Here is a 20,010-nt window from a genome sequence, read left to right on the forward strand (position 1 = left end):
CTCACATCCTCGCTACGCCGAAGGTGACCGGCCGGGTGGTGTGCTGTGCGGCCTCGTCGGTGGTGGCCAAGAGGAAGGCCAGGACGCGACGGGTGTCGCGGGGGTCGATCACGCCGTCGTCGATGCCGCGGCCGGAGGCGTAGAACGCGTCGGACTGGGATTCGATCAGGTCGCTCACCTCCCGCTCCCGCGCGGCGAAGGTCTTCTCGGAGACCGTGAGCCCGCGGCGTTGCGCGGCGGCCTCGGCCACGATGCGCATGGTCGTGCCGGCCTGCTCGGGACCCATCAACCCGATGGTGGCATTCGGCCAGCCGAACAGGAACCGGGGGTCGTAGCCGCGGCCGCACATGCCGTAGTTCCCGGCGCCGAAGCTCGCGCCGATCATGAAGGTGAACTGCGGGACGGTCGCATTCGCCACGGCCTGGATCATTTTCGAGCCGTGCTTGATCATGCCGCCGCGCTCGTGGGCAGTGCCGACCATGAAGCCGGTGGTGTTCTGCAGGTAGGTGATCGGCGTGCCCACCTGGCTGCAATGCTGGATGAAATGCGCCGCCTTGGTCGCGCCGTCATTGTCGATCGGCCCGTTGTTGCCGATGAATGCGACCGGGCGGCCATGGATCTCGGCCTCGATACACACCGTCGCGGCGCCGTAGCGGCCCTTGAAGTCGGTCAGGTCGGAGCCGTCCGCGAGCCGTGCGACGACCTCGCGGACATCGTAGGGGCGGCGGTAGTCCAGCGGCACGACCCCGGCTAGCTCATCGGGATCGTAGGCGGGCGCGGCGAAAACCGCCGGGCCGCACCGCGAGGTCCGCGCGGCCCAGCCGGTGCGTGCGACCGCCTCGCGCACCAGCCGGATCGCGTCGTTGTCGTCCTCGGCCAGATACTCGACCAGCCCCGAGACCTCGGCATGCATGCGAGCGCCACCCAGGTCCTCGTCCGTGGCGATCTCACCGGTGGCGGCCTTCAACAGTGGCGGACCGGCGAGAAACGCTCTGCCCCTGCCCTGCACGCCCACCACGACATCCGATAGCCCGGGCATGTATGCACCGCCTGCGGTCGAGGAGCCGTGCAACACCGTGATCACCGGGATGCCCGCGCTGGACAGCCGGGTCAGATTCGCGAACATCTCGCCGCCGCGGATCCAGCCCTCGACCCGGTAGGTCGGAATGCTGGCGCCCGCGCTCTCGACCAGATGCACGAACGGCAGCCGGTTCGCCATCGAAATCTCCTGGCAGCGCATGACCTTCGAGATGCCGGCGGCGGTGTACGCGCCGGCGTTGATGCCGGAGTCGGTGACCAGGACGACGCAGCGCACGCCCGCGACGAAGCCGATGCCCGCCAGCTGGCTGCCGCCCGGCACCGTGGTCGCGCGGTCGGTGTCGGCGTGTCCGTTGTCCGACATCGCGTAGCCGATCATGTTCTGCAGCTCCAGGAACGGTGCGCCCTGATCGAGGACCCGGGCCAGCCGCTCCCGCGGCAGGAGCTGGCCGCGCGCGGCGAACCGGCCCGCCGAGGTCTCCGACGCGGCCCGGGCGCGATCCTCGAGGGCGCGCAGCTGCTCGACCAGCGTGAGCATGCTGGCGCGATTACTGCGGAACTCGTCGCCGGTTGTGGTCACCCGGCTGCGAAACAGCGCCACGGCATCACCCACCTTTCTGAGTGTCACTCATTTTTATGTCTCGACTGTAGGTGGGCGACGCTCAGGTCGTCAACGGTGGATCGATCGGCCGATGTCATCACGTCCGATGGTCCTGTGAGTAATGCTCAGGTGTCGGCGGCTATTCGGCCGAGTCTCCGGATCGCCGCATGGCATACTTCGCGGTATGAGTGAGACTCAGCTGGATGCGCAGACCAAGGGTGAGCGGACCCGCGACGCCATCCGCGCGGCGGCCGACGCATGCTTCCGGGAATTCGGGTTCGCCGCCACCAGCGCCGAGATCGCACGCCGGGCGGGCGTGGTGGAGGGCACCGTGTTCCTGCACTATCGCAACAAGATGGGCCTGCTCACCGCGGTCACCAAAGACTTCTACGATCTGCTGCAGGCCGAGGCCGAGGATACGCTCGCCGTCGCCGGCGACCCCATCACCCGGCTGCGCCGCCTGGTCGATGGCTGGGCGGCCCGCATCGAATCTGATTGGGACCTCATCTCGGTCTTCGTCCAACGCTCCCAGGTCGAGCCGGACTCCGAACTCGCGCGGACCATGACGACGCTCAATCGGCGCTACACCCGGCTCTTCACTCAGTTGATCGACCAGCTCAAGGAGGTGGGCAGCCTTGCTGCCGACACGCCCACCCCGTTGGTGCGGGACATCCTCTTCGGCACGCTCGAGCACACCGCTCGCGGGGAAGTGGTGGCCGGTAAGGAGATCCGGGTCCGGACAGTGGCTCAGCAGACTGTCGATCTGCTGGTCCGTCCGGATGTCCCCGCCCCGGATGACCGCCTGGCCAGGATCGAGGAGAAACTCGACCGGATCCTCGACCGGCGGTCTTGATCGGGTGCACGGTCCGGTTCGCGTCCGCTTCAGCCGCGACCTCGACACCGTCTTCCGGCGTTCACTGTCCGCGCTTCGCCGACCGGGGATGATCACCAGATCGCGACGACCGTCGCGTGCTCGGGGTGTGTAACGACTGCGACTCAGATCGGGGGCTCGTCGCGGATACCGGCGATACGCTGGGCGGTAGACGGAAGGTAAGCGTGTTGTGCACGTCGTTCGTGCACCGCCTAGTGAATCGAGCGTCGCTGATGGTCGACGATGATCCCCAGCAGGCCCGCCGTGACATGCAGATGCCCGTCGTGGCGGAGTTGAGCGCATTCGGTTTCGAGGATGCGGAGGAGATCGGTCACGGCGGCTTCGGTGCGGTGTACACGGCGGCTTCGGTGCGGTGTATCGGTGTCGGCAGGTGGCGCTGGACCGAACAAAGCGGCCAGCCGTGGCTCATTACGATGGGCTGTCCCGACCCGTTGTCGGTGTAGGAGATCTCGGTCCCGTCCGATACGGTCACAATGGGCATTGCGTCCTCCAGAGTATTCGGGGAACGGCGAGGCCAGCGATCCCGGCGACCTGCCGAGAGACATCGCACGAGCATATTCGAGCGAGATCGCGGCCCGGGCGGCTGCCGCCGATCGTGTCACGATCGAGAGCGAAGGTTGCTGAACGTCCCGCGCTGGCATTTGTTCGCCGGTGGTGTGACCGTGCGCTATCGAGGCGAAGCTTCAGCTCTTGGTGCTGCCGCGCTCGGCAAGCTACCACCGCTGGCGTAGACGACAGCCGGCCTGCCGCCTGGTTCGGCGGTCATGAGATTAATGAAGGCCGCCCAAGCCTTCCACTTGCCTCTCAGCGGGTCAGGCTGCCTGGACTGTTCTCAGCTGGGGTTGGGTGTCAGCGGTGGCAACGTTGCGATGGCAGACCGTAGCGAGCTGGCGATCGGGTCATTGGCAATAAATCCGTTGATGTTGTCGATGATGCGGTCGCAGTGTGTGAGTGGATCATCAAGCGGTGGTGGCGCTTCCTGCGCGGGAGTGCTGACTTCGATCAGGGGTGGAGGAGACGCCGGTTCGGGTATGTCCACGGCTGCGCCGAGTGCGCCAACGGCCGCACCGCCGATAACCGCTCCGGCCGTCGCGCCGATCCCGATCCCAGACACTGCGGCCGTTGCCAGTCCGGCCAAGCATCCGGCCCCGGCCCCGACCCCGGCTCCGAATGGCAAGCCGATTCCAGCTGCGGCTCCACCGAGTGCTCCTCCCGCGATCCCGCCCACGACAGACCCGATCCCACAGCCTGCGAATGCTGCTGGTACCGAGACCATTTCGGCGCCTGCTACTCCGCCGACCAGGGCGCCGGTCAACGTTGAGGCGGCGCGGCGATCGGATTCGTCGTGGCTGAATCCGATGGTGTCGTATCCGGCAGCGACCTGCCATTCGATGTAGTCGAGGTATGCCTGGGCTTTTAGGCGGGTCCTGCTGTCGATCTGGTCTGGTATCGGCATTGTGGTGTTACCGACGCGCAGTATGTGCGGGTCTGCGAGCACGATTTCCGGTGAAGTGACGGCGGGCTCTTCCTCGTTGGGTTCCGGTTGCGCAGGCAGGGCGTTGAAAGGTGGGTTGAGTTGCTGCTGCGGGCGGGGCCGCGCGGGCGGGGCCGGCGGGTCAGGAACGTTATCGGCCAGACTTGGTGGTGATGGCGGTGGCGGCGTGGTGCTCAGCCCCGGTTGCCCATCCCCGGGCACCGCCAGACCGGGCTGGCCCGGAGCGGCCGCGGCGATCCCGTGCCCTGCGGCGGTGATGATCGGTAAGACGGCCAGTGTTGCGAGTGTGCGTGTCGTGGTCATGTGCTCATTGCCTCGATCCGACCGGCGAAATCTCGGGCCGGTCCCTCGGAGGCGGAACCGACATCTTCGGTGATCACGCTGTCTGGAACCCTACTCGGAACCGGCTGTGCGACAACCGGGCTGAACAACCTGGCACGCACGGTCGCATGTCTGGCATCGCGATGGAAAACCGAGTATTTGCCGAGAGGAGGGGTGGGGCGCGTCAACAAAGACGGGCAGGCCCCCGCCTGCCCGGCACCTTGCCCGCCTCGGCGTCGCAGAGGCTCCCGGCCGAGGAGGAATTTCCGATTTTCGGACCGCCACGATCGCATCGAACCGCAGCGGGAAATTCGTCCTCGGGCGCGGAGGGGCGACGCCGTTAAAATCGCGCGCCCCACCTCGCCCCGGACGTGACAGGCATTCGCGGCGGAACCAGATACCGATGTCGGCCAATGCGGCTGACTACCGGAATCGTCCTACTGGTCAACATGATTCGGGATGCCATACCCATGCAGTAGTGACGTGAAGTGCGGTCACCTGGGATACGAAAGTCGCGTCCTTCTCGCCATGTCAGGGACAAACGTGCGCTAAATGTGGACAGATCGGTCCCCTAGTTTGACCAGGGTTTTGCACCCCCCGACACGCAGACTGACCTGCGGTGATGGTTGCTCCCCTCGAAAGGATCACCAAGTACCCACATCAATGTGTACTTGGTGATCCTTTCGAGGGGAGCAGGTAAGTGAAGAGAGAAGCGTGTCGGGAGTAATAGTTAAGTAGGTAAAGGGTTTTGGTGGGTAGGTGGTAGTGGTCGTGTTGGTTACCGAGCGTGGCGGTTGGGTAGATGGTGGCGTTCGGTGACGTGGGGTGCGCACGTGACGGTGGCGTAGGCGGTGACGCCCGGAGCGCTGACGCGGGGGTGAAGTCCGGTGCTTGGTGTCGCGTCGAGGTGCCGTGTCCGGCAGGATTAGATGCGTTTGCCAGTCCGGTGCTAGGTGCGGCCGGAAGGTCCAGTGTGGCTGATGGATTCCCTGGGTGCGCGCCGCATGGTAGCCGCGCCGCCCCTCCGCGTCCTAGGACGATTTTCCACCCGGCGGGCCGGTAGGCCGGCGGCGGTGTGGTGATCGGAAATTCGTCCTAGGTCGGGAGCCTCTGCGGCACGGCGGGCAGGCGGTGGGGGCAGGCCGCGGGGCCTGCCCCGTCGAGAGCGCGGCGTGCGCCCAGGGAATCCACGCTCTCGACGGGCTTCCAATCCTGTTGACACGTACGTGTCAAAACCGTTGGGCCGCCGGTTGACACGTACGTGTCAAGCTCTCGGAAGGACCCGCAGATCATGACGGACTCCGACACCATCACCGGCCTGCTCGTCACCGCATTGGAAAGCACCTGGGTGGCGATTCGATCCCACCACCCCGACGTGCCCGAGGTTGTGCTGACCGTCGGGGCCGGCTCGACTGGGGGTAGTGACTTGACGCTTGGTCATTTCGCGCCGAATCGATGGATCCGCGGCGAGTACGAGATCCATGAATTGTTCGTCGGTGGGGAGGGGCTCCGGCGCGGTTCGGTTGATGTCCTGGGTACCTTGCTACACGAGGCTGCCCACGGACTCGCGGTTGTGCGCGGAATCAAGGACACCAGCCGTCAGGGCCGTTGGCACAACGAGCGATACCGCGCTCTGGGCGAAGAACTCGGACTTGTGCTCGCGCAGCATCCGAAGATCGGATGGTCGGTCACCACGGTGCCGGACCAGACCTGCCATCAGTACCGCAACGTCCTGGACGAGCTCGCATTCGCGTTGGTTGCCTACCGCCGGCGCGAGCCCGAACGCCGCGGCGGCCGCAAGTCCAACAACAACGGTTTGACCGGCGAATGCGCTGCGGTCGGAAGATTCGGGTTTCACGTGGTGCCTATGACGCCGGACCGATCATGTGTGGTCTTTGTGATGGCATCTTCTTGGCAGCAGACATGTAGCAGCAGGCGGCTCGGGTGTAGCAAAACATGTTGCAGACAGGTGTCCAAACAAGGGTTCCCGAGTCCATGCCTGTCCGATGCACGAAGTCGTCATACGGCCTGAGCAGCGCTGAATGGATGCTTAGAACTGGCAGATCAGAGCAATGGGCGGGCCAGATCCGTAAGACTGGTTTTACACACCAGCGGTCCGCGGTTCGATCCCGCGTGCGCCCACGTTTGAAAACACAGGTCATGGCCTGTTTTTCGGGGGGCAGATTCAGAACCTGCCCCACGTCATGGGGCAAACATGGGGCAGTTGCCGTTAGCCGAGTACTAGCCGCACGAGCGCCCATTGGTTATCGCCGTGAGGCATCGCCCACGGGATTCGAGTATCTTCCGGCCGATCTAATTCTGGATGCTGTGTCCAAATTCGTTCGCGGTGTCCATTATGTTTACGATTGTGTGCAGGTTGCCAGTGGCGGAAGGGGATGCGGTGGCGGAGGACCGTCGGAAGCGGCGAAGTCGTCAACAGCTCCGCGAGGCGTTTCTGTCGTTGGTGCTCGAACGTGGGTACGCGGCGGTCACGGTGGAGGACATCACCGAACGTGCCGATCTTGGACGTGCGACCTTTTACACGCACTATGCCGACAAGGATGCGCTGCTCGATCACATCGTCAACGAGCTGATCGACGAGATGCAGCGGCGGCTCGACCCTGTATTCGGCGTGACGGAGAAGGGATTCACGGGAAAGGCCGTGCTGGAGTTGTTCCGTCATGCGGCGGAAGAACGGAACGCTTATCGGGTAGTGCTCCGCGGTGAGGGTGATGGCCGGGCCTTGCGCCGGTTCATCGAGAACCGCAGTGCGGCAGCGACGCGTGCCTTCACCGTCCGATCAGCCGCACAAGGAGTCGTGCCTCGGATCGATGTCGGGATCTTGGCGCGGGCGTGGGTCGGGGAGTTGCTCACAACGCTGTCATGGTGGCTGGAATCGGATTTCTCGATGAGCGTGGAAGAGGTTACCGGCCAGCTGTTCGATTTCTCGGCGCGCGGCCGCTACTGGGCCTCTGGATTCGACGGGGAACCTCCCGCTCGCTTTTGACCTGGAGTGCTCGGTGTTGCCGGATTCCGCGGCGGGACAGCGGCTAGGTACGGGTATTGCGGCGCACCCACGCCCAGGTGGCAGCGATCGCCACCACCAGCGCCGGTTTGTTGAGAATCAGCGCGAGGGTGCCGAGCGCGATCACGTTTCCGGTGAGGTACACCGGCCCCATGATCACCACATGGGTCGCGCAGAACAGGGCCCACGCGGCGGTGAGCCTGCGGTGCAATCGGATTCGCGCCGCTGGGTCCGGGAGCCCGGCGGGTTCGAATCGGATGCGGCGGCAGATCGGCAGGGTCAGCGGTGTGCCGGTGAGCAGGCTCGCACCGAATACGACGGCCAGCGCGGTGTACAGGATCAGCGGGAGCAGGAAGAAGTCACGACCCTCACCGGTGACCGCGGCTATGCCGGACAGCGCCACGACCAGCGCTGTCGAGGCCGCCACGACTTGCAGTCGGTCGCCGTGCCGCAGTCGCAGCGCGGCGACCAGCACCGCGGCGAGCAGGGCCGCGCTGATACCCGCGAGGGTGCCGGCGATCGCATAGCCGACGAGGTATCCGAGGATCGGTGCGGCACCGTCGATGAGGTGGCGGGTACCGCCGAGGTCGCGGACCTTCGAGACCACGTCGGCAACCCCGTGCCGGCGACCTGCGCTACCGGGCATGGGCTGCGGATTGTTCACTGATGCAACACCTTTGACATTGCGGCCTGGTTCTCCAGCGGCGGCGGTGGGGTCTCGCCCGGTGTGCCGATGGCCGCGGCGGCGGCAGGGCCGCCGAATCGGTCGACCAGTTCCGCCTGATCGGCCTTGGCCTGTTTGTCGACCGCGACCGGATCGCACAGGGCAGCGAGTTCGGCTTCGAGGTCGGCGAGCACGTTCGCGTACGCGGGGTTTCCTGCGAGGTCGGTCGTCTGGTCCGGATCGGCGGCGAGATCGAACAGTTCGGAGTCGAATCCGACATAGTGGTGCAGCACGTACGGGCCCCTGCGAATCATGAACGCGCCGCTGGTCGCCCCCATGGCGTGGTACTCGGTGAATACCACTCGATCGGAATCGGTTGCGCCCGAAGCGATATCGAGCAGAGAACGGCCGGGACGCGGCATCCCGGTCGGGGTCACTCCGGCTGCGGCCAGGATGGTCGGGTAGAGGTCCACCAGGCTGGCGGGGGTGTGGCACACGCTGTTCGCGGCGATGCCCGGCCCCGCCATGATCAGTGGTACTCCCGCGGATTCGGTGTACAGCAGGGATTTGCCCCACAATCCGCGGCTGCCGACCATGTCACCGTGGTCGCTGGTGTAGACGACGAGGGTGTTGTCTGCCTGTCCGCTCGCGGCCAGTGCGCCGAGGATACGGCCGAGATTGTGGTCGAGGTAGCTCACCAGCCCGTAGTAGGCGGCCGCGGCGCGGCGGCGTTCCTCCTCGGTGTTCGAGCCGTCCAGGCCCGGCAGCACGCCCGCGAATGCCTCGACCCAGGGGTGGCGCGCGTGACCGTGCTCGGGACGCATGGTGGGAGTAGGCATGTCGCTCGGGTCGTACATGTCGAAGTACTCCGGCGGCGCGAGGTAGGGGAAATGCGGCGCGAGCAGGCCTGTGTAGAGAACCCAGGGCTCGCGGTGGTTGTCCTCATCGGTGAGCCAGGCGCAGGTGCTGTCGGTGACCGCGGCATCGTAGCGGGTGTAATCGCTCTCCGCGCTACCGGAAATGGTGACCATGAGCGGTGCGTTGTCACGGCGCGGTAGCGGATCGCGGACCGAACCCCACACCTGTCCGATGCCGTCCTTCAGGTGCATGGGCAGATGCTGAACGTCGAATCCGGTGGGGTCCTCGGCATTTCGGTAGTGCAGTTTGCCGATCGACTCGACTCGCCGCCCAGCGCGCTGCAATTCGTGTCCCCAGCTCTCCGCCGCGCCGTCATAGCCCATGGCGTTGTCCCAATAGCCGGTCTGGTGCGGGTAGAGACCGGTGGCGAAGGAGGCACGGGAGGGCACGCAGATCGGGCTGGCGCAGTAGGCGGACTCGAAACGCGTGCCGCGCGCGGCGAGCGCGTCCATGTTCGGGGTCCGCACCACGGGGTTGCCCGCGGCGCCGAGGATCTTCGGATTGTGCTGATCGGACATGATCACCAGCACGTTCATGGGTTGTTCGCTCACGATGGTGTTCCCTTTCTGTATGGCCTTATCGGCGCGGCGACGCGGAATCCCGTATTGCCGCTGGTGGATTCGGGGGTGTTGTGGGTGCGGGCAGCGACGCGGTAGCGGTTGCAGTAGCTGTCGTGGCACAGGTAAGAGCCGCCTCGCATAACCCTGGCCGCGCCCTCGGCCGGGCCACGCGGATCGACCCGCAGGTTCGGGTTGTGCTGGGTGTGCCATCGGTCCGCGCACCATTCCCACACGTTGCCCGCCATGTTGTGCAGTCCGAAACCGTTGGGCGCGAACGCATGCACGGGAGCGGTGCCGCGATAGCCGTCCTCGGCGGTGTTGTGGGCGGGAAACCGACCCCGCCAGATATTGCAGCGGTGCTCACCGCCTGGAGCGAGCTCGTCGCCCCAGGGGTAGCGGGCGCGCTCGAGACCGCCGCGCGCGGCATACTCCCATTCGGCTTCGCTGGGCAGCCGTGCCCCGGCCCACGCGCAGTACGCCTGCGCGTCATGCCAGGACACGTGCACGACCGGATGGTCCGAGCGTCCGCCGATTTCACTGCCAGGCCCTTCTGGAGCGTTCCAGATCGCGCCAGGGATCACACACCACCAGGGCGTCGCCTCGGGTCGGCGAGCCCCGCGACGCAGGCCGGCAGGGAGGAATCCTGCGAAGACATACGACCAGCCGTAGCGCTCGGCATCGGTGAGATACCCAGTGGTGGAGATGAATTCGGCGAATTCGACATTGGTCACCGCGTACGGTGCGATGGCGAAAGCTCCGACACGGACCGGGCGCACTGGGCCCTCACCATCCCCGGCGACGGCGTCCGGGTCGTCACCGCCCATGAGGAATTCACCGCCCGGCACGTCGACCAACCTCGGGGATACGCCCGGAGCCTGGTGCGGGGTCAGCGACTCCGGGACTGCCGCTGCGCCTGCGCGTCGCGGAGCACAACAACCGCCTGGCGTGATCATCGCAGCGGTTTCCGGGGAGCCGGCGTCAGGCGAGGCAGGGGTACACATCCGCGCTCCTTTCGACGGTGAGATGAACAGGTCAGTGGGCCAATCCGATCGCGATCACGACCCCGGACAGGGCAAGCGCGCCCGACACGGTGGCCTTCACCCGCGCGGTCCGATCCGGGCGTCGAGCCCGCAGGGCGCCGGCGCGCCGATAACACGCCCCGGTGACCACACCCATGGAGACCAGTGCGGCGATCCCGCCGGCCGTGGCCATGACGGTCGCCGTGGTGGTCGCGTAGTGACCGAACAACGCCGAAGTCGACAGCGCCGACAGTGCCGTACGCCGCCAAGCCAGCGCTGTGCGCTCCGCTGCCAGTCCGGAATCGGGTTCCCATCGGTTGCTCACGCGACCAGCACCGCGATCCCCGCGGCCAGCGCGATCGCGCCCACGCCGGTGGCCAGAACCGGCACGAGCATCGAGCTCGGAAGCTCCACTCCCTGATGCATCGCCGTCTCGACACGCTTCCACTGCCGGTATGCGGCCGCGGCGATCACCACGGCCAGCCCGGCGCACACCACCGCGATCGCCCGGCGAAACCCCCACGTGGAGAAGCTTTCCGCGAGTGTCTGCACCGCGACCCCACCGGCGAGCAACCCGAGCGCGGTGCGGATCCACGCCAGAAAGGTGCGCTCGTTGGCGAGGCTGAAGCGGTAATCCAGCGGTTCGGAAACCCGCCGCTCGACGGCCGTCTCGGCTGGTGGATCCGCGATCTTCTCGCTCGACACTGTCGACCTCCTGTCGAGTCGCGATAGCAACCAATAGTGGACATTATGACCAATAATAGACTTGATGTCTATGAACGTACCACTGGGCCGCTGCGGAGCGCGCGCTCCGGCGTCTAGTGGGTGAATGTGCCGCCGGTGGCCGGGGTGCGGCCGTGTTTCATGACCAGTGCGATCGCGAGGGCGCAGGCGGCCGCCGCCGCGCCGAACCAGAAGCTGAGTTCGTATCCCTTATCGGCGAAGACATTGGGCAGTGTGCTGTCCTGCGGGGGTCGTCCGGCGATGCTGACACTGGTGGTGATGGGGTTGGCGCTGACGAACGCGGTGGTAACTGCCGTTCCGATCGCCGCGCTCAGGCTCTGGGTAGCGCCGAGCATGCCGCCGCTGATGCCCTGCTGCTCGGGGGGTACCGCCTCCACCATGAGGATTGGCATACAGGCGTAGTAGAGACCCAGAGCAGCACCGAATCCCAAACTGCAAAGAGCGAAAACCTGCCAGGTGTGGGGCAATACGGCCAACGTGACCGTGGTGATGACGAAGAGCGCCAATGCCGCCAGGAGTGGCAGGCGAGCGCCCACCCGCCGGGCCAGAAGTCCGGCGGCGACTCCGAACAGCATCGCGACCAGCCCTTGGCCCAACCCGATTCGCAGCGCGAACTGCATGAGTGACAGGCCGTCGCCATAGTGGTAGCCCGGTGTGAGGACTACCTGCACCAGTTCCGGCGGGAGGAGCCGTCCAGTCGACTGGGCGACCCGGTCCAGTGTGCGCGACACGATCGTCGTCTCGAGTTCGGATTGCGGAGGAGTCTGCACCATGTAGGCGACCGCGTAGCTGTGCACGCCGACCAGGCAGGCGGCGAACACCGCAGTGAGCAACACCAGGCCGACTCGCGGCGAGAACAACAAGCGCATATCCATCAGCGGTGTGCGCGTCCGTAATTCCACGACCACGAAGAGCGCGAGTGCCGCGATGCCTCCGATCAACCACGTCAGGGTGGTGGGCTTGCTCCAACCCCAATCGTTGCCCTTGGACACGTACAGCAGCGTCATTGCCATGCCTCCGGACAGCAGCACGGCTCCGGTGAGGTCCACGCCGCCGTGCGCCCGCAGCTTCGACTCGGGGACCACGAACGCCACCAGTGGCGTCATGACGGCCACGAATGCAAACAGCACCCAGAACATCGCCCGCCAGCTGTGCTGATCGACCAGATATCCGGCCACGATCGGAGCCACGGCGGCGGAGAACCCCAGACCTGTGGCCGAGATGCCGAGTCCGATCGGAACGTACTTGTGCGGCAACAGATCCCGGATCAACCCGTAGGCGACGATCGTCATTCCGGCGGCCGTGGCCTGCAGGCACCGGCCGGTCAGGAATACTGCCCAATTGTCGGTGGTCGCGGACAGTAGACACCCGGCGGCGAACATCACGCCGGCGATGAGGAGGATCCGCTTCTTGCCCCAGATGTCGCTGAGTTTGCCGATGACGGGTGATGCCGAGGCCCCGATCAAGCCGAACACGATCAGCGACCAGGTGATGTTGGGCCCCGCCTGTGGGAACGACGGTGCGATCTTCTGCAGGGCGGCCGACACCATGGTGAATTGGATGGGCGCGACCTCGGTGTAGAGGACGATGGTCGCCAGCACTGCGACGATCCGCAGCCGCGAGGACTCGTCGAGCCGGCCGGTGTCGGAGCCCGGCTTATCGGCGGAGTCGACGGTGGAAGTTGTTGACATTGCACCTTCTTCGTCAGAGGCGTTAGAGGCTCCGCCAGGGTGCACGCGAATTCCGCTGCTTCAGCTCCGGTTTCGGTGAGTGGAACGGTTATGGGGTGCCGCTGATCTCCGGCTCGGGCCGCGGCGCGGTCGGGTGCCACTCACCGACATCGTGGTGCGAATCCTGCTCACGGCTCGCTAACTTCCGTTCGGTCGAAGTGACCGCTCTCACATCCCATTGGCTGATCGAATGATTCGGCTTCAGAGGAACACCATGAATTCACGCAGGACGACGTCCGCTTTCGCCGCCTTCACCTCCGCCGCCGTCATCGGCGGCGGCCTGGTGACTTCCGTCAGCGCCTCCGCGGCGCCCCCGGCCGCCGCTCCGACACCGGCGGTGTCGTATTTCGCTGAGCCGACCGGGGATTCGGTCACCACCACCCTCGATGGCGGGACCTTCGCGTTGTCGCCGGACAGGACCTCGGTGCTCGTAAGAGACGTCGCTGGGCAGATCCTGGATTCGCTGCCATCGGCGGTGCGGTTGGACGGGCGGCAGATCGGGGTCGATCAGCGGATCTCCGCCGACGGCCGGTCGCTGGTCTCCACGCCGGACTGGGATGCGGTGCGCCAGCAGGACATCAGGCCCGTCGCGGCCCCGCTCGAGAATCAGCTGGCGATGAACGACCTCATCAATTCGGTGAGCATCGGCACCTCGATCGGCAGCATGATCGGTACTGCGATCGGCGCGGTGGTCGGGGTGGGCGTCGGATTCGCGGTCGCCGGCGCCTCCTGCGTGGTCCTGACTCTCGGGTGCGCGTTGGTGGTGCTGCCGGTCGTCACCCTCGTCGGTGGTGTCGGCGGACTGGTCGGGTTGGTGGTCGGTGGCGGCCCCACCGCGGCAGCGGCCCTGTTCGATTACTTCACAGTACTGCGGGCCAATCCGGGCGAGAGCAAATACGCGCCCTACCTGCCCAACCGCTCCCAGCCTGCCCCGAGCGCACCCGAGGAGACCCGATGACCGCCCGGCACAACGGAATCGCGTCGCTCAGCGTGGCGGGACTTGCCGCACTCCTGGGTGCCAGTGGCGTGGTGGCGGCCGGGCCCGGGCGCGCCGACGTCGGCCCGCCGGTCCACTACACGGTCAGCGTCGTCGGCGATTCTGTCCGGACCGTCCTGGACGGCGGAAGCTTTGCCGTGGCAGCCGACAGGCAGTCGATCGAGGTGCACGACAACGCGGGACTGGTGGTCGACGCGATTCCGCTGACCGTGTTCCTCGGCGATGGGCGTGTGCCCGTGACCCAGCGCATCGACGACGGAAACCGGACGCTCACAGTGGCTCCCGACCTCAGCGGTGTTCCGGCTGCGACGTTGCAGCCGATCGGGTCACCGATCGAGAATCAGCTCGCGCTCACCGATCTGGCCAATAGCCTCAGCCGGGGGCCGCTGATCGGCACCGCCATCGGGATGGCAGTAGGCGCGGTGATCGGCGGCGTGCTGGGGTTGAGCACCTGCGTGGTGGTGGGCCCGGCCTGCGTGGCGACGGTACCGGCCGCGGTGCTGGTGTTCTCCGGAGCGGGCGGGCTGGCGGGAACTCTGGTGGGCGGTGGCGCGGGGCTCGTCGACGGGGTGCGCAAGTATCTGATCACCTTGCAATCCGCGCCGGGCGAAAGTCCATACGCGCATAACGGATTGGTCGATCCGGACGGAACCGGCGTCCCCGATGCGATCCTGCGGCTTCCCAGCGGATCGTCCAATGGGCTGCGAAGCGGATCCTCGGGCGGGTCCTCCCACCGCTGACCGGTTCACAGCAGAGCGTCGTCGTCGAGCAGCGCCAGCACCCGCGTGACCAGCGCGTCGGCCGGCATCGATGACGACGCCTCGGTGCCGTCCGGGTCGAGCCGCGACGACACCCGCCGGGCCGCCTCGACGACCAGCGGGGCGAATCGTTCGACGGTGGTTGCGGTGCCGGGAGCGCTCACCCCGAGCGCGCCGCGGATGCCGTCGGTGCCGCGGATAACCATTGCGACGCCGTAGATTCCGGGCAAATGCTCACGACTTTCGAACGCCAGCCCGTTGCGGGCGCGGATGCGGCGCAGCTCGGCGTACAGCACCGGCAGGCTGGTGATGGTGGCGGGCGTGCACGGTCGCAGTCGCCCGGCGAGCGTCGTCTCGGCCTCCTCCGGGTCGATACCCGCGAGCAGCGCCTTGCCCAGCGCGGTCGCATGGGCGGGCGCACGGTGCCCGACACCCACGACCGTGGCCGACGGAAGGCGGGTAACCCGGTCGAGGAATACGACCTCGTCGAAGTCGAGGACGCCGAGATACGCTGTCGCGCCGGTGGATGCGTGCAGGTCCTCGAGTGCGGGCAGCGCCGCGACGCGCAGATCGGCGTTGGTGTCGTGGCCGCCGCCCAGCCGCAGCGCGCGCGGCCCCAGACCATACCCGCCGGGACGCTGGCGCAGCCAGTCCAGCATGGCCAACTGCTCGAGGATGCGGTAGCAGCTCGACCGCGGTAGTCCGGTGTGCGCGACGACTTCGTCGAGCCGCATGCGCATCGACCGATCGTCGAACAGATCCAGGATGAGGGTCATGCGTTCGAGCATCGACTGCGGCGGGCCTTCGGTTCTCGGGTTCATACGATCACCATGTCGTCGCCGACTACGAGTCCGAATGCCCATCGGCCGTAGAGCCTCAAGGCCGGTTCGGGCTGATTGACCAGGTGGGCCGCGGCGGTGCTGACATCTCGCCAGACGCGTTCGATACCCGCGCCCTCGCGTATGGCCTCTGCCCCCGCCACCCGCCGCAAGGATTCGAGCGCGGCCAGTGCGCGCTCGATGGCCCGTACCTGGTCACGCCGCGTGCGCAGCCTCAGTTCCGTGGTGAGCACGTTGCCGGCGGCGACCGCGACGGTCGCTTCACGCGCGTCCCGTTCCAATTGCAGGATCGCCGCGTCGATTTCGGCCAATCCGCGCGCGATGGTCACCTGGACCGCCGGATCGGTGACCGATCGCGCACCCGCCAGGCTGAACGCCGCGCGCTGACCGGCACGGTCCAAGTACTGCTCGAACGCGCCCTGAACCGCTCCGATCACCGGTATGCACGCGGCCAGGCTGTAGATGATCGCGAGTGGGTAATGGCCGGGGGGAGGCTCGGAGCCGATCATGTCAGCACTCGTGGGTTGCGCAGAGGTATGGACCAGATGCGCGGGGACGAACACCCGCTGTGCCATCACCGACCTGCTGCCCGTACCGCGCAGGCCGATGGTGTTCCAATAGTCGCCAAGGGTGAGTTCCGCACGCGGCACGACAGCGGTCGCGAGGCCGACCGGACCTCCGTCGGGCCCGGTTGTCAAACCGGCCAGCGCGGCCCACCCGCAATGCTCGATCGCGGGCACGTTCGGCCACTGACCATCCAGTAGGTACCCGCCCACCGTTGAGGTCAGCCGCCCGGCGGGCGCATGCGACGCGGTCACCAGCGTATTCGGGGCCGATCCCCACACCTCCTGTCGCGCATGCGGTTCCAGCAACGCGACATGGCAGGATGCGGCACCCAGCATCGCGGCCACCCAGCCGGTCGACGGGCAGGCCGCCGCAAGGGTGCGCACGGCGTCGAAAAACCCGACCGGGTCCACGGAACCGTGCTCGGCGGACGAGTACAGCAGTGTGAACAGCCCGGTCTCGACCAGCGCCGCGATCACCACCGGATGCGCGACGCGATCGTGTTCGGCGTGTTCGGCATGCTCGCGCACCATCGGCGTCAGCGCCGCGATGGCGGCCGATACCGCCTCGCGGGTATCACTGACTGCGGCCGCCGCCGAACGCGTCCGAGATCGAGACTCGGTGGCGGCGCCCCGCACGCTGGATGGGTGCGCCACCGGTGTCGTTCCGCTCAACGAAATCGCCTGCCTTCCATCGGTTTCCCGCCCCTACCTTCGGCTGTGTCCCGCGGCGGTGATGCCGCATCCCCCAGAGAGGAGTTCATCGCATGACCCAGGCACAGCCGGTTCCGGAGCACACAACAGCCACCGGTGAGACGGCATTCATCGGATTCGCGGTGGAACAGATGACCCACCTGTTCTCTCGTGGCCACGGTCCCGCCGGTGAAGCGGAGATCATCCAGGCCGCGCCACGGACCTACTACATTCGGCCCGGGGTGGCCAATATCGCGGTGTTCGAGACCGACGAGGGCCTCCTCATGGTCGACACCGGACTCGCGGGCGATGGACCGGAACTGCTCCGGGCAGTGCGGTCGATCTCCGACAAGCCGCTGCACACCATCGTCTACACCCACGGGCACGTTGATCACGCATTCGGCCACTGGGCCTTCCTCGAGGCCGGTGAGACACCGCGGATCATCGCGCACGAGAACCTGATCGGGCACTTCGATCGTTACATGAAGACGCCGGGCCTCAACGCGGTGATCAACAAACAGCAGTCCGGTACCGAGGACAAGGCCTGGCCCGCCGAACGCGCCGATTTCCTCTGGCCCACCGAAACCTATCGCGACACAATGGAACTCGCCCTGGGCGGGGAACGATTCGTGATCCGGCACGGCAAGGGGGAAACCGATGACTGCTCGTGGGTATGGGCACCCGAGCGCGGCGTCATCGCCGCCGGTGATCTCGTCACCGGGTACCTGCCCAACGCGGGCAATCCCCGCAAGGTACAGCGCTATGCCGAGGAATGGGCCGACGCCGCCGCCGAAATGGCGGCCCTGCAACCCGAAGTGATCATTCCCGGCCATGGCACCCTGGTCATCGGCGCCGCCGCCATCCAGGACGAATTGCAGGCCATCACCGCGTATCTGCGCCACATCGTCGACCACGCGCTGGCCGGGCTGAACGCGGGCGTCCTGCACGACGAGATTGTCGAGACGCTGAAGATCCCCGACCACCTGGCCTCCCACCCGCGTCTCCCGGCCATCTACGACAAGCCGGAATTCATCTGCCGCAACGTGATTCGCCGCTACAGCGGCTGGTGGGACGGCCACCTGGCCAACCTGCTGCCGGCACCCGAGCGCGACCAGGCCCTCGAATACGCAGCTCTGGCCGGTGGAGCGGACCGGCTTGCCGCTCGGGCCCGGGAGCTTTCCACGTCCAGTATCCGGATGGCCTGCCATCTGGTCGAGACGGCGTTCCATGCCGATCCCGACGACCCCGCCATCCAGTCCGCCTACGTCGAGATCTTCGCTCGCCGTGCCGAAATCGAGCCGGCACTGATGGCCAAGGTGATCTTCAGCGAGGTGTACCTGCGGGTCGAGGCGCGGAGGCAATAGCCCGCCACCGAGGGCGCGCCCGTGCCGCCGCCACCTCGGCCGGCGGTGGCGGCACGGGCGTGTGTTCGGAATATACTGCGTCGTCATTGGGTGTCACTCGTGTGCTGTGGCCGCGATTGCTGGATCCGCAACCAGGACACTGCCGCCAGTACGACCGCCGCGGGCTTGCCCAGCAACATCGCCGCCAAGCTGAGAGCGGCGACGTTGTTCGCCAGATACAGCGGCACGAGCACCAGCACGTGCACGAGCCAGTTCGCGAACCACATGCCGGTGATACGCCGATGCAGCCGCAGCCGGTTCGCGGTCATCTCACCGGCCGGTTCGAAACCCGCCTTGCGGCAGATCCACCAACTGGTGGGCCGGCGGCCGACCAGACTGATCCCGAAGACGACGGCGAGCGCCACGTAGCGGATCACCGTGGTCAGGAAGAAGTCTCGGCCCTCACCGGTGAGCTGGACGATCAGCGAGTGGATCAATACCGCGATCATCGACGCGGTGACCACCTTGACCGAATCGCCCCGCACCAGGCGTACCAGGGCCAGTACGGCCGCCGCGATGATCGCGGCGGCGATACCGGCGTCCGCACCGGCGAGCTGGTATCCGAGGAGAAACGCCACCGCTGGGGCGAAGGCGTCGAGGCTGCGTTGGAATCCGTTGAGCTGCTTGATTTTCGCGAGAATCTGCGCAGCGGCCGAGCTCGTTCGACCGGCATGGTCGACATCGGGTCTTCCGGTCGATGACGGCTCATCGGTGCGGGCGAGGCTCATCGGTGCGGGCGGGTTCCGGCGATAGACGCACGTTCCATCACCCGGATAGCGGGCCAGTAGTCGCTGGAGGCGTAGTGCTGGACCGCGCGGTTGTCCCAGAACGCCACGGTGTGCGGCTCCCAGTGCAGCCGGACCTGGTGCTCGGGGTAATCGGCCTGGCGGCACAGCCGGTCGAGCAGAGCGGCCCCTTCCTCGCGGTCCATACCGTCGATCTGGTCGACGAAGACCCGGTTGACGTACAGGTGACGCTTGCCGGTCTCGGGGTGTGCCGCCACAATCGGGTGCGCGACCTGCGGATGTGCGGCGCGCATGGCGTCGCGCTTGTCCTCGGGCAGCGAGTGCCCGAACGCCCGGCTGAAGTCGTGAACGGCATCGCGCCCGTCGACGAGGGTGCGCGTCTCCTCGTCGAGCGAGTCGTAGGCGGCGTGCATATCCGAGAACAAGGTGTCGCCACCGAGGGCAGGAACCTCGAGGGCGTGCAGGATGGCGCCCGCCGACGGCTGCTCACGCCAGGTGACGTCGTGGTGCCAGCTGTTTTCGAATCCGCTGACCTGAGCGCTCTTCTGGAAGCGGACCAGTTCGGGGTAATCGGTATTGGACGGGATGAACGGGTGGATCTCGAGCTCGCCGAAACGCTTCGCGAATTGCACGTGTTGGGCGGAAGTCATGGGCTGCTCGCGGAAGAAGAGCACCTTGTAGTCGCGCAGCGCCTGCCGGAGCTCGGCGATCACCTCATCGGAGAGGTCGGTGGTGAGATCGACCCCCGAAATCTCTGCGCCCAGTGTGGATCCCACCTGAACGGCGTCGAAATTCTGCCACCGGAGCCTGGCCAGCCGGTCTCGTTCAGCGGCGAGGTGGGTGAACGGGCCGGCGATCAAGGGCGAGCCCGGCATCCGCACCGGGCGGACGTCGAGCGCGGCAGCGGGTTCCTTGTCGGCGACCACGATGGTTTCGGTCATGAGAGATTCCTCCTGGATGAGCTGCGTGAACCCGTGCTGTAGTCAGTCGACTACGCTGGGGTG

General features: G+C 66.6%; 19 protein-coding genes, 1 tRNA gene and 1 pseudogene. 7 read left to right on the plus strand and 14 right to left on the minus strand.

The features are described from left to right. Position 1 precedes the first annotated feature (1 nt). Positions 2-1,651, minus strand: a complete 1,650-nt coding sequence (locus ACYVKL_RS30535) for an acyl-CoA carboxylase subunit beta (RefSeq protein ID WP_379173228.1) — start codon at positions 1,649-1,651, stop codon at positions 2-4. Positions 1,652-1,823: 172 nt separating this feature from the next. Between ACYVKL_RS30535 and ACYVKL_RS30540 the strand changes: the two genes are divergently transcribed. After that, the gene (locus tag ACYVKL_RS30540; protein WP_379173231.1) at positions 1,824-2,492 is read left to right on the plus strand and encodes a TetR/AcrR family transcriptional regulator; all 669 of its coding nucleotides are present in this window, start codon (positions 1,824-1,826) and stop codon (positions 2,490-2,492) included. Between the two features lie 230 nt (positions 2,493-2,722). Here ACYVKL_RS30540 and ACYVKL_RS30545 read toward each other — a convergent pair whose 3' ends face one another. The 3 genes and pseudogenes from ACYVKL_RS30545 to ACYVKL_RS30555 form a co-directional block, all read right to left on the minus strand. Then, positions 2,723-2,845, minus strand: a complete 123-nt coding sequence (locus ACYVKL_RS30545; protein WP_379173233.1) for a hypothetical protein — start codon at positions 2,843-2,845, stop codon at positions 2,723-2,725. A 68-nt stretch (positions 2,846-2,913) separates the two neighbouring features. Then, positions 2,914-3,012, minus strand: a pseudogene (locus tag ACYVKL_RS30550) (alpha/beta fold hydrolase); the annotation flags it as partial. Positions 3,013-3,363: 351 nt separating this feature from the next. Continuing rightward, positions 3,364-4,329: a hypothetical protein gene (locus tag ACYVKL_RS30555; RefSeq protein ID WP_379173234.1), complete on the minus strand. Its 966-nt coding sequence runs from the start codon at positions 4,327-4,329 to the stop codon at positions 3,364-3,366. Between the two features lie 1,309 nt (positions 4,330-5,638). Between ACYVKL_RS30555 and ACYVKL_RS30560 the strand changes: the two genes are divergently transcribed. From ACYVKL_RS30560 to ACYVKL_RS30570, 3 genes are all read left to right on the plus strand, one after another. Beyond that, positions 5,639-6,379, plus strand: coding sequence for a hypothetical protein (locus tag ACYVKL_RS30560; protein WP_379173236.1), 741 nt, complete (start codon positions 5,639-5,641; stop codon positions 6,377-6,379). A 12-nt stretch (positions 6,380-6,391) separates the two neighbouring features. Beyond that, positions 6,392-6,489, plus strand: a tRNA-Val gene (locus tag ACYVKL_RS30565). Positions 6,490-6,748: 259 nt separating this feature from the next. Further along, complete coding sequence (locus ACYVKL_RS30570) at positions 6,749-7,354, plus strand: TetR/AcrR family transcriptional regulator (RefSeq protein WP_379173238.1); 606 nt, start codon at positions 6,749-6,751, stop codon at positions 7,352-7,354. Positions 7,355-7,397: 43 nt separating this feature from the next. Here ACYVKL_RS30570 and ACYVKL_RS30575 read toward each other — a convergent pair whose 3' ends face one another. The 6 genes from ACYVKL_RS30575 to ACYVKL_RS30600 form a co-directional block, all read right to left on the minus strand. Continuing rightward, the gene (locus ACYVKL_RS30575; protein ID WP_379173240.1) at positions 7,398-8,036 is read right to left on the minus strand and encodes a DUF3159 domain-containing protein; all 639 of its coding nucleotides are present in this window, start codon (positions 8,034-8,036) and stop codon (positions 7,398-7,400) included. Further along, positions 8,033-9,505 (minus strand): sulfatase family protein, encoded by a 1,473-nt coding sequence (locus ACYVKL_RS30580; protein ID WP_379173242.1) that lies wholly within the window; start codon positions 9,503-9,505, stop codon positions 8,033-8,035. Before ACYVKL_RS30580 ends, ACYVKL_RS30575 begins: the two co-directional genes overlap by 4 nt. Further along, the gene (locus ACYVKL_RS30585) at positions 9,502-10,467 is read right to left on the minus strand and encodes a formylglycine-generating enzyme family protein (protein ID WP_460773575.1); all 966 of its coding nucleotides are present in this window, start codon (positions 10,465-10,467) and stop codon (positions 9,502-9,504) included. Before ACYVKL_RS30585 ends, ACYVKL_RS30580 begins: the two co-directional genes overlap by 4 nt. A 79-nt stretch (positions 10,468-10,546) precedes the next feature. Beyond that, positions 10,547-10,858, minus strand: coding sequence for a DUF202 domain-containing protein (locus tag ACYVKL_RS30590; RefSeq protein ID WP_379173246.1), 312 nt, complete (start codon positions 10,856-10,858; stop codon positions 10,547-10,549). After that, entirely contained in the window at positions 10,855-11,172 is a 318-nt protein-coding gene (locus tag ACYVKL_RS30595; RefSeq protein WP_460773578.1) for a YidH family protein, read from the minus strand. Before ACYVKL_RS30595 ends, ACYVKL_RS30590 begins: the two co-directional genes overlap by 4 nt. A 179-nt stretch (positions 11,173-11,351) precedes the next feature. Next, complete coding sequence (locus tag ACYVKL_RS30600) at positions 11,352-12,968, minus strand: MFS transporter (RefSeq protein WP_379173249.1); 1,617 nt, start codon at positions 12,966-12,968, stop codon at positions 11,352-11,354. Between the two features lie 253 nt (positions 12,969-13,221). Here ACYVKL_RS30600 and ACYVKL_RS30605 point away from each other — a divergent pair, with 253 nt between their 5' ends. Further along, a complete protein-coding gene (locus ACYVKL_RS30605; protein ID WP_379173251.1) occupies positions 13,222-13,965 on the plus strand; it encodes a DUF8020 domain-containing protein in 744 nt (247 codons plus the stop codon). Then, positions 13,962-14,744 (plus strand): DUF8020 domain-containing protein, encoded by a 783-nt coding sequence (locus ACYVKL_RS30610; RefSeq protein WP_379173253.1) that lies wholly within the window; start codon positions 13,962-13,964, stop codon positions 14,742-14,744. The genes ACYVKL_RS30605 and ACYVKL_RS30610 overlap by 4 nt, the downstream gene beginning before the upstream one ends. A gap of 5 nt (positions 14,745-14,749) precedes the next feature. Here ACYVKL_RS30610 and ACYVKL_RS30615 read toward each other — a convergent pair whose 3' ends face one another. Together ACYVKL_RS30615 and ACYVKL_RS30620 are read right to left on the minus strand one after the other, a co-directional pair. Beyond that, on the minus strand, positions 14,750-15,583 hold the full coding sequence (locus ACYVKL_RS30615) for an IclR family transcriptional regulator (RefSeq protein WP_379173255.1): 834 nt from the start codon (positions 15,581-15,583) through the stop codon (positions 14,750-14,752). Further along, positions 15,580-16,839, minus strand: a complete 1,260-nt coding sequence (locus tag ACYVKL_RS30620) for an acyl-CoA dehydrogenase family protein (protein WP_379173257.1) — start codon at positions 16,837-16,839, stop codon at positions 15,580-15,582. Before ACYVKL_RS30620 ends, ACYVKL_RS30615 begins: the two co-directional genes overlap by 4 nt. A 92-nt stretch (positions 16,840-16,931) precedes the next feature. Here ACYVKL_RS30620 and ACYVKL_RS30625 point away from each other — a divergent pair, with 92 nt between their 5' ends. Continuing rightward, positions 16,932-18,221, plus strand: a complete 1,290-nt coding sequence (locus ACYVKL_RS30625) for an MBL fold metallo-hydrolase (protein WP_379173259.1) — start codon at positions 16,932-16,934, stop codon at positions 18,219-18,221. Positions 18,222-18,304: 83 nt separating this feature from the next. Here ACYVKL_RS30625 and ACYVKL_RS30630 read toward each other — a convergent pair whose 3' ends face one another. Both ACYVKL_RS30630 and ACYVKL_RS30635 read right to left on the minus strand, forming a co-directional pair. Continuing rightward, a complete protein-coding gene (locus tag ACYVKL_RS30630; protein ID WP_379173261.1) occupies positions 18,305-18,988 on the minus strand; it encodes a DUF3159 domain-containing protein in 684 nt (227 codons plus the stop codon). Beyond that, positions 18,985-19,947, minus strand: a complete 963-nt coding sequence (locus tag ACYVKL_RS30635) for a TauD/TfdA dioxygenase family protein (RefSeq protein ID WP_379173263.1) — start codon at positions 19,945-19,947, stop codon at positions 18,985-18,987. The genes ACYVKL_RS30630 and ACYVKL_RS30635 overlap by 4 nt, the downstream gene beginning before the upstream one ends. Positions 19,948-20,010: the final 63 nt, after the last annotated feature.

The sequence above is a fragment of the Nocardia tengchongensis genome (genome assembly GCF_054781395.1).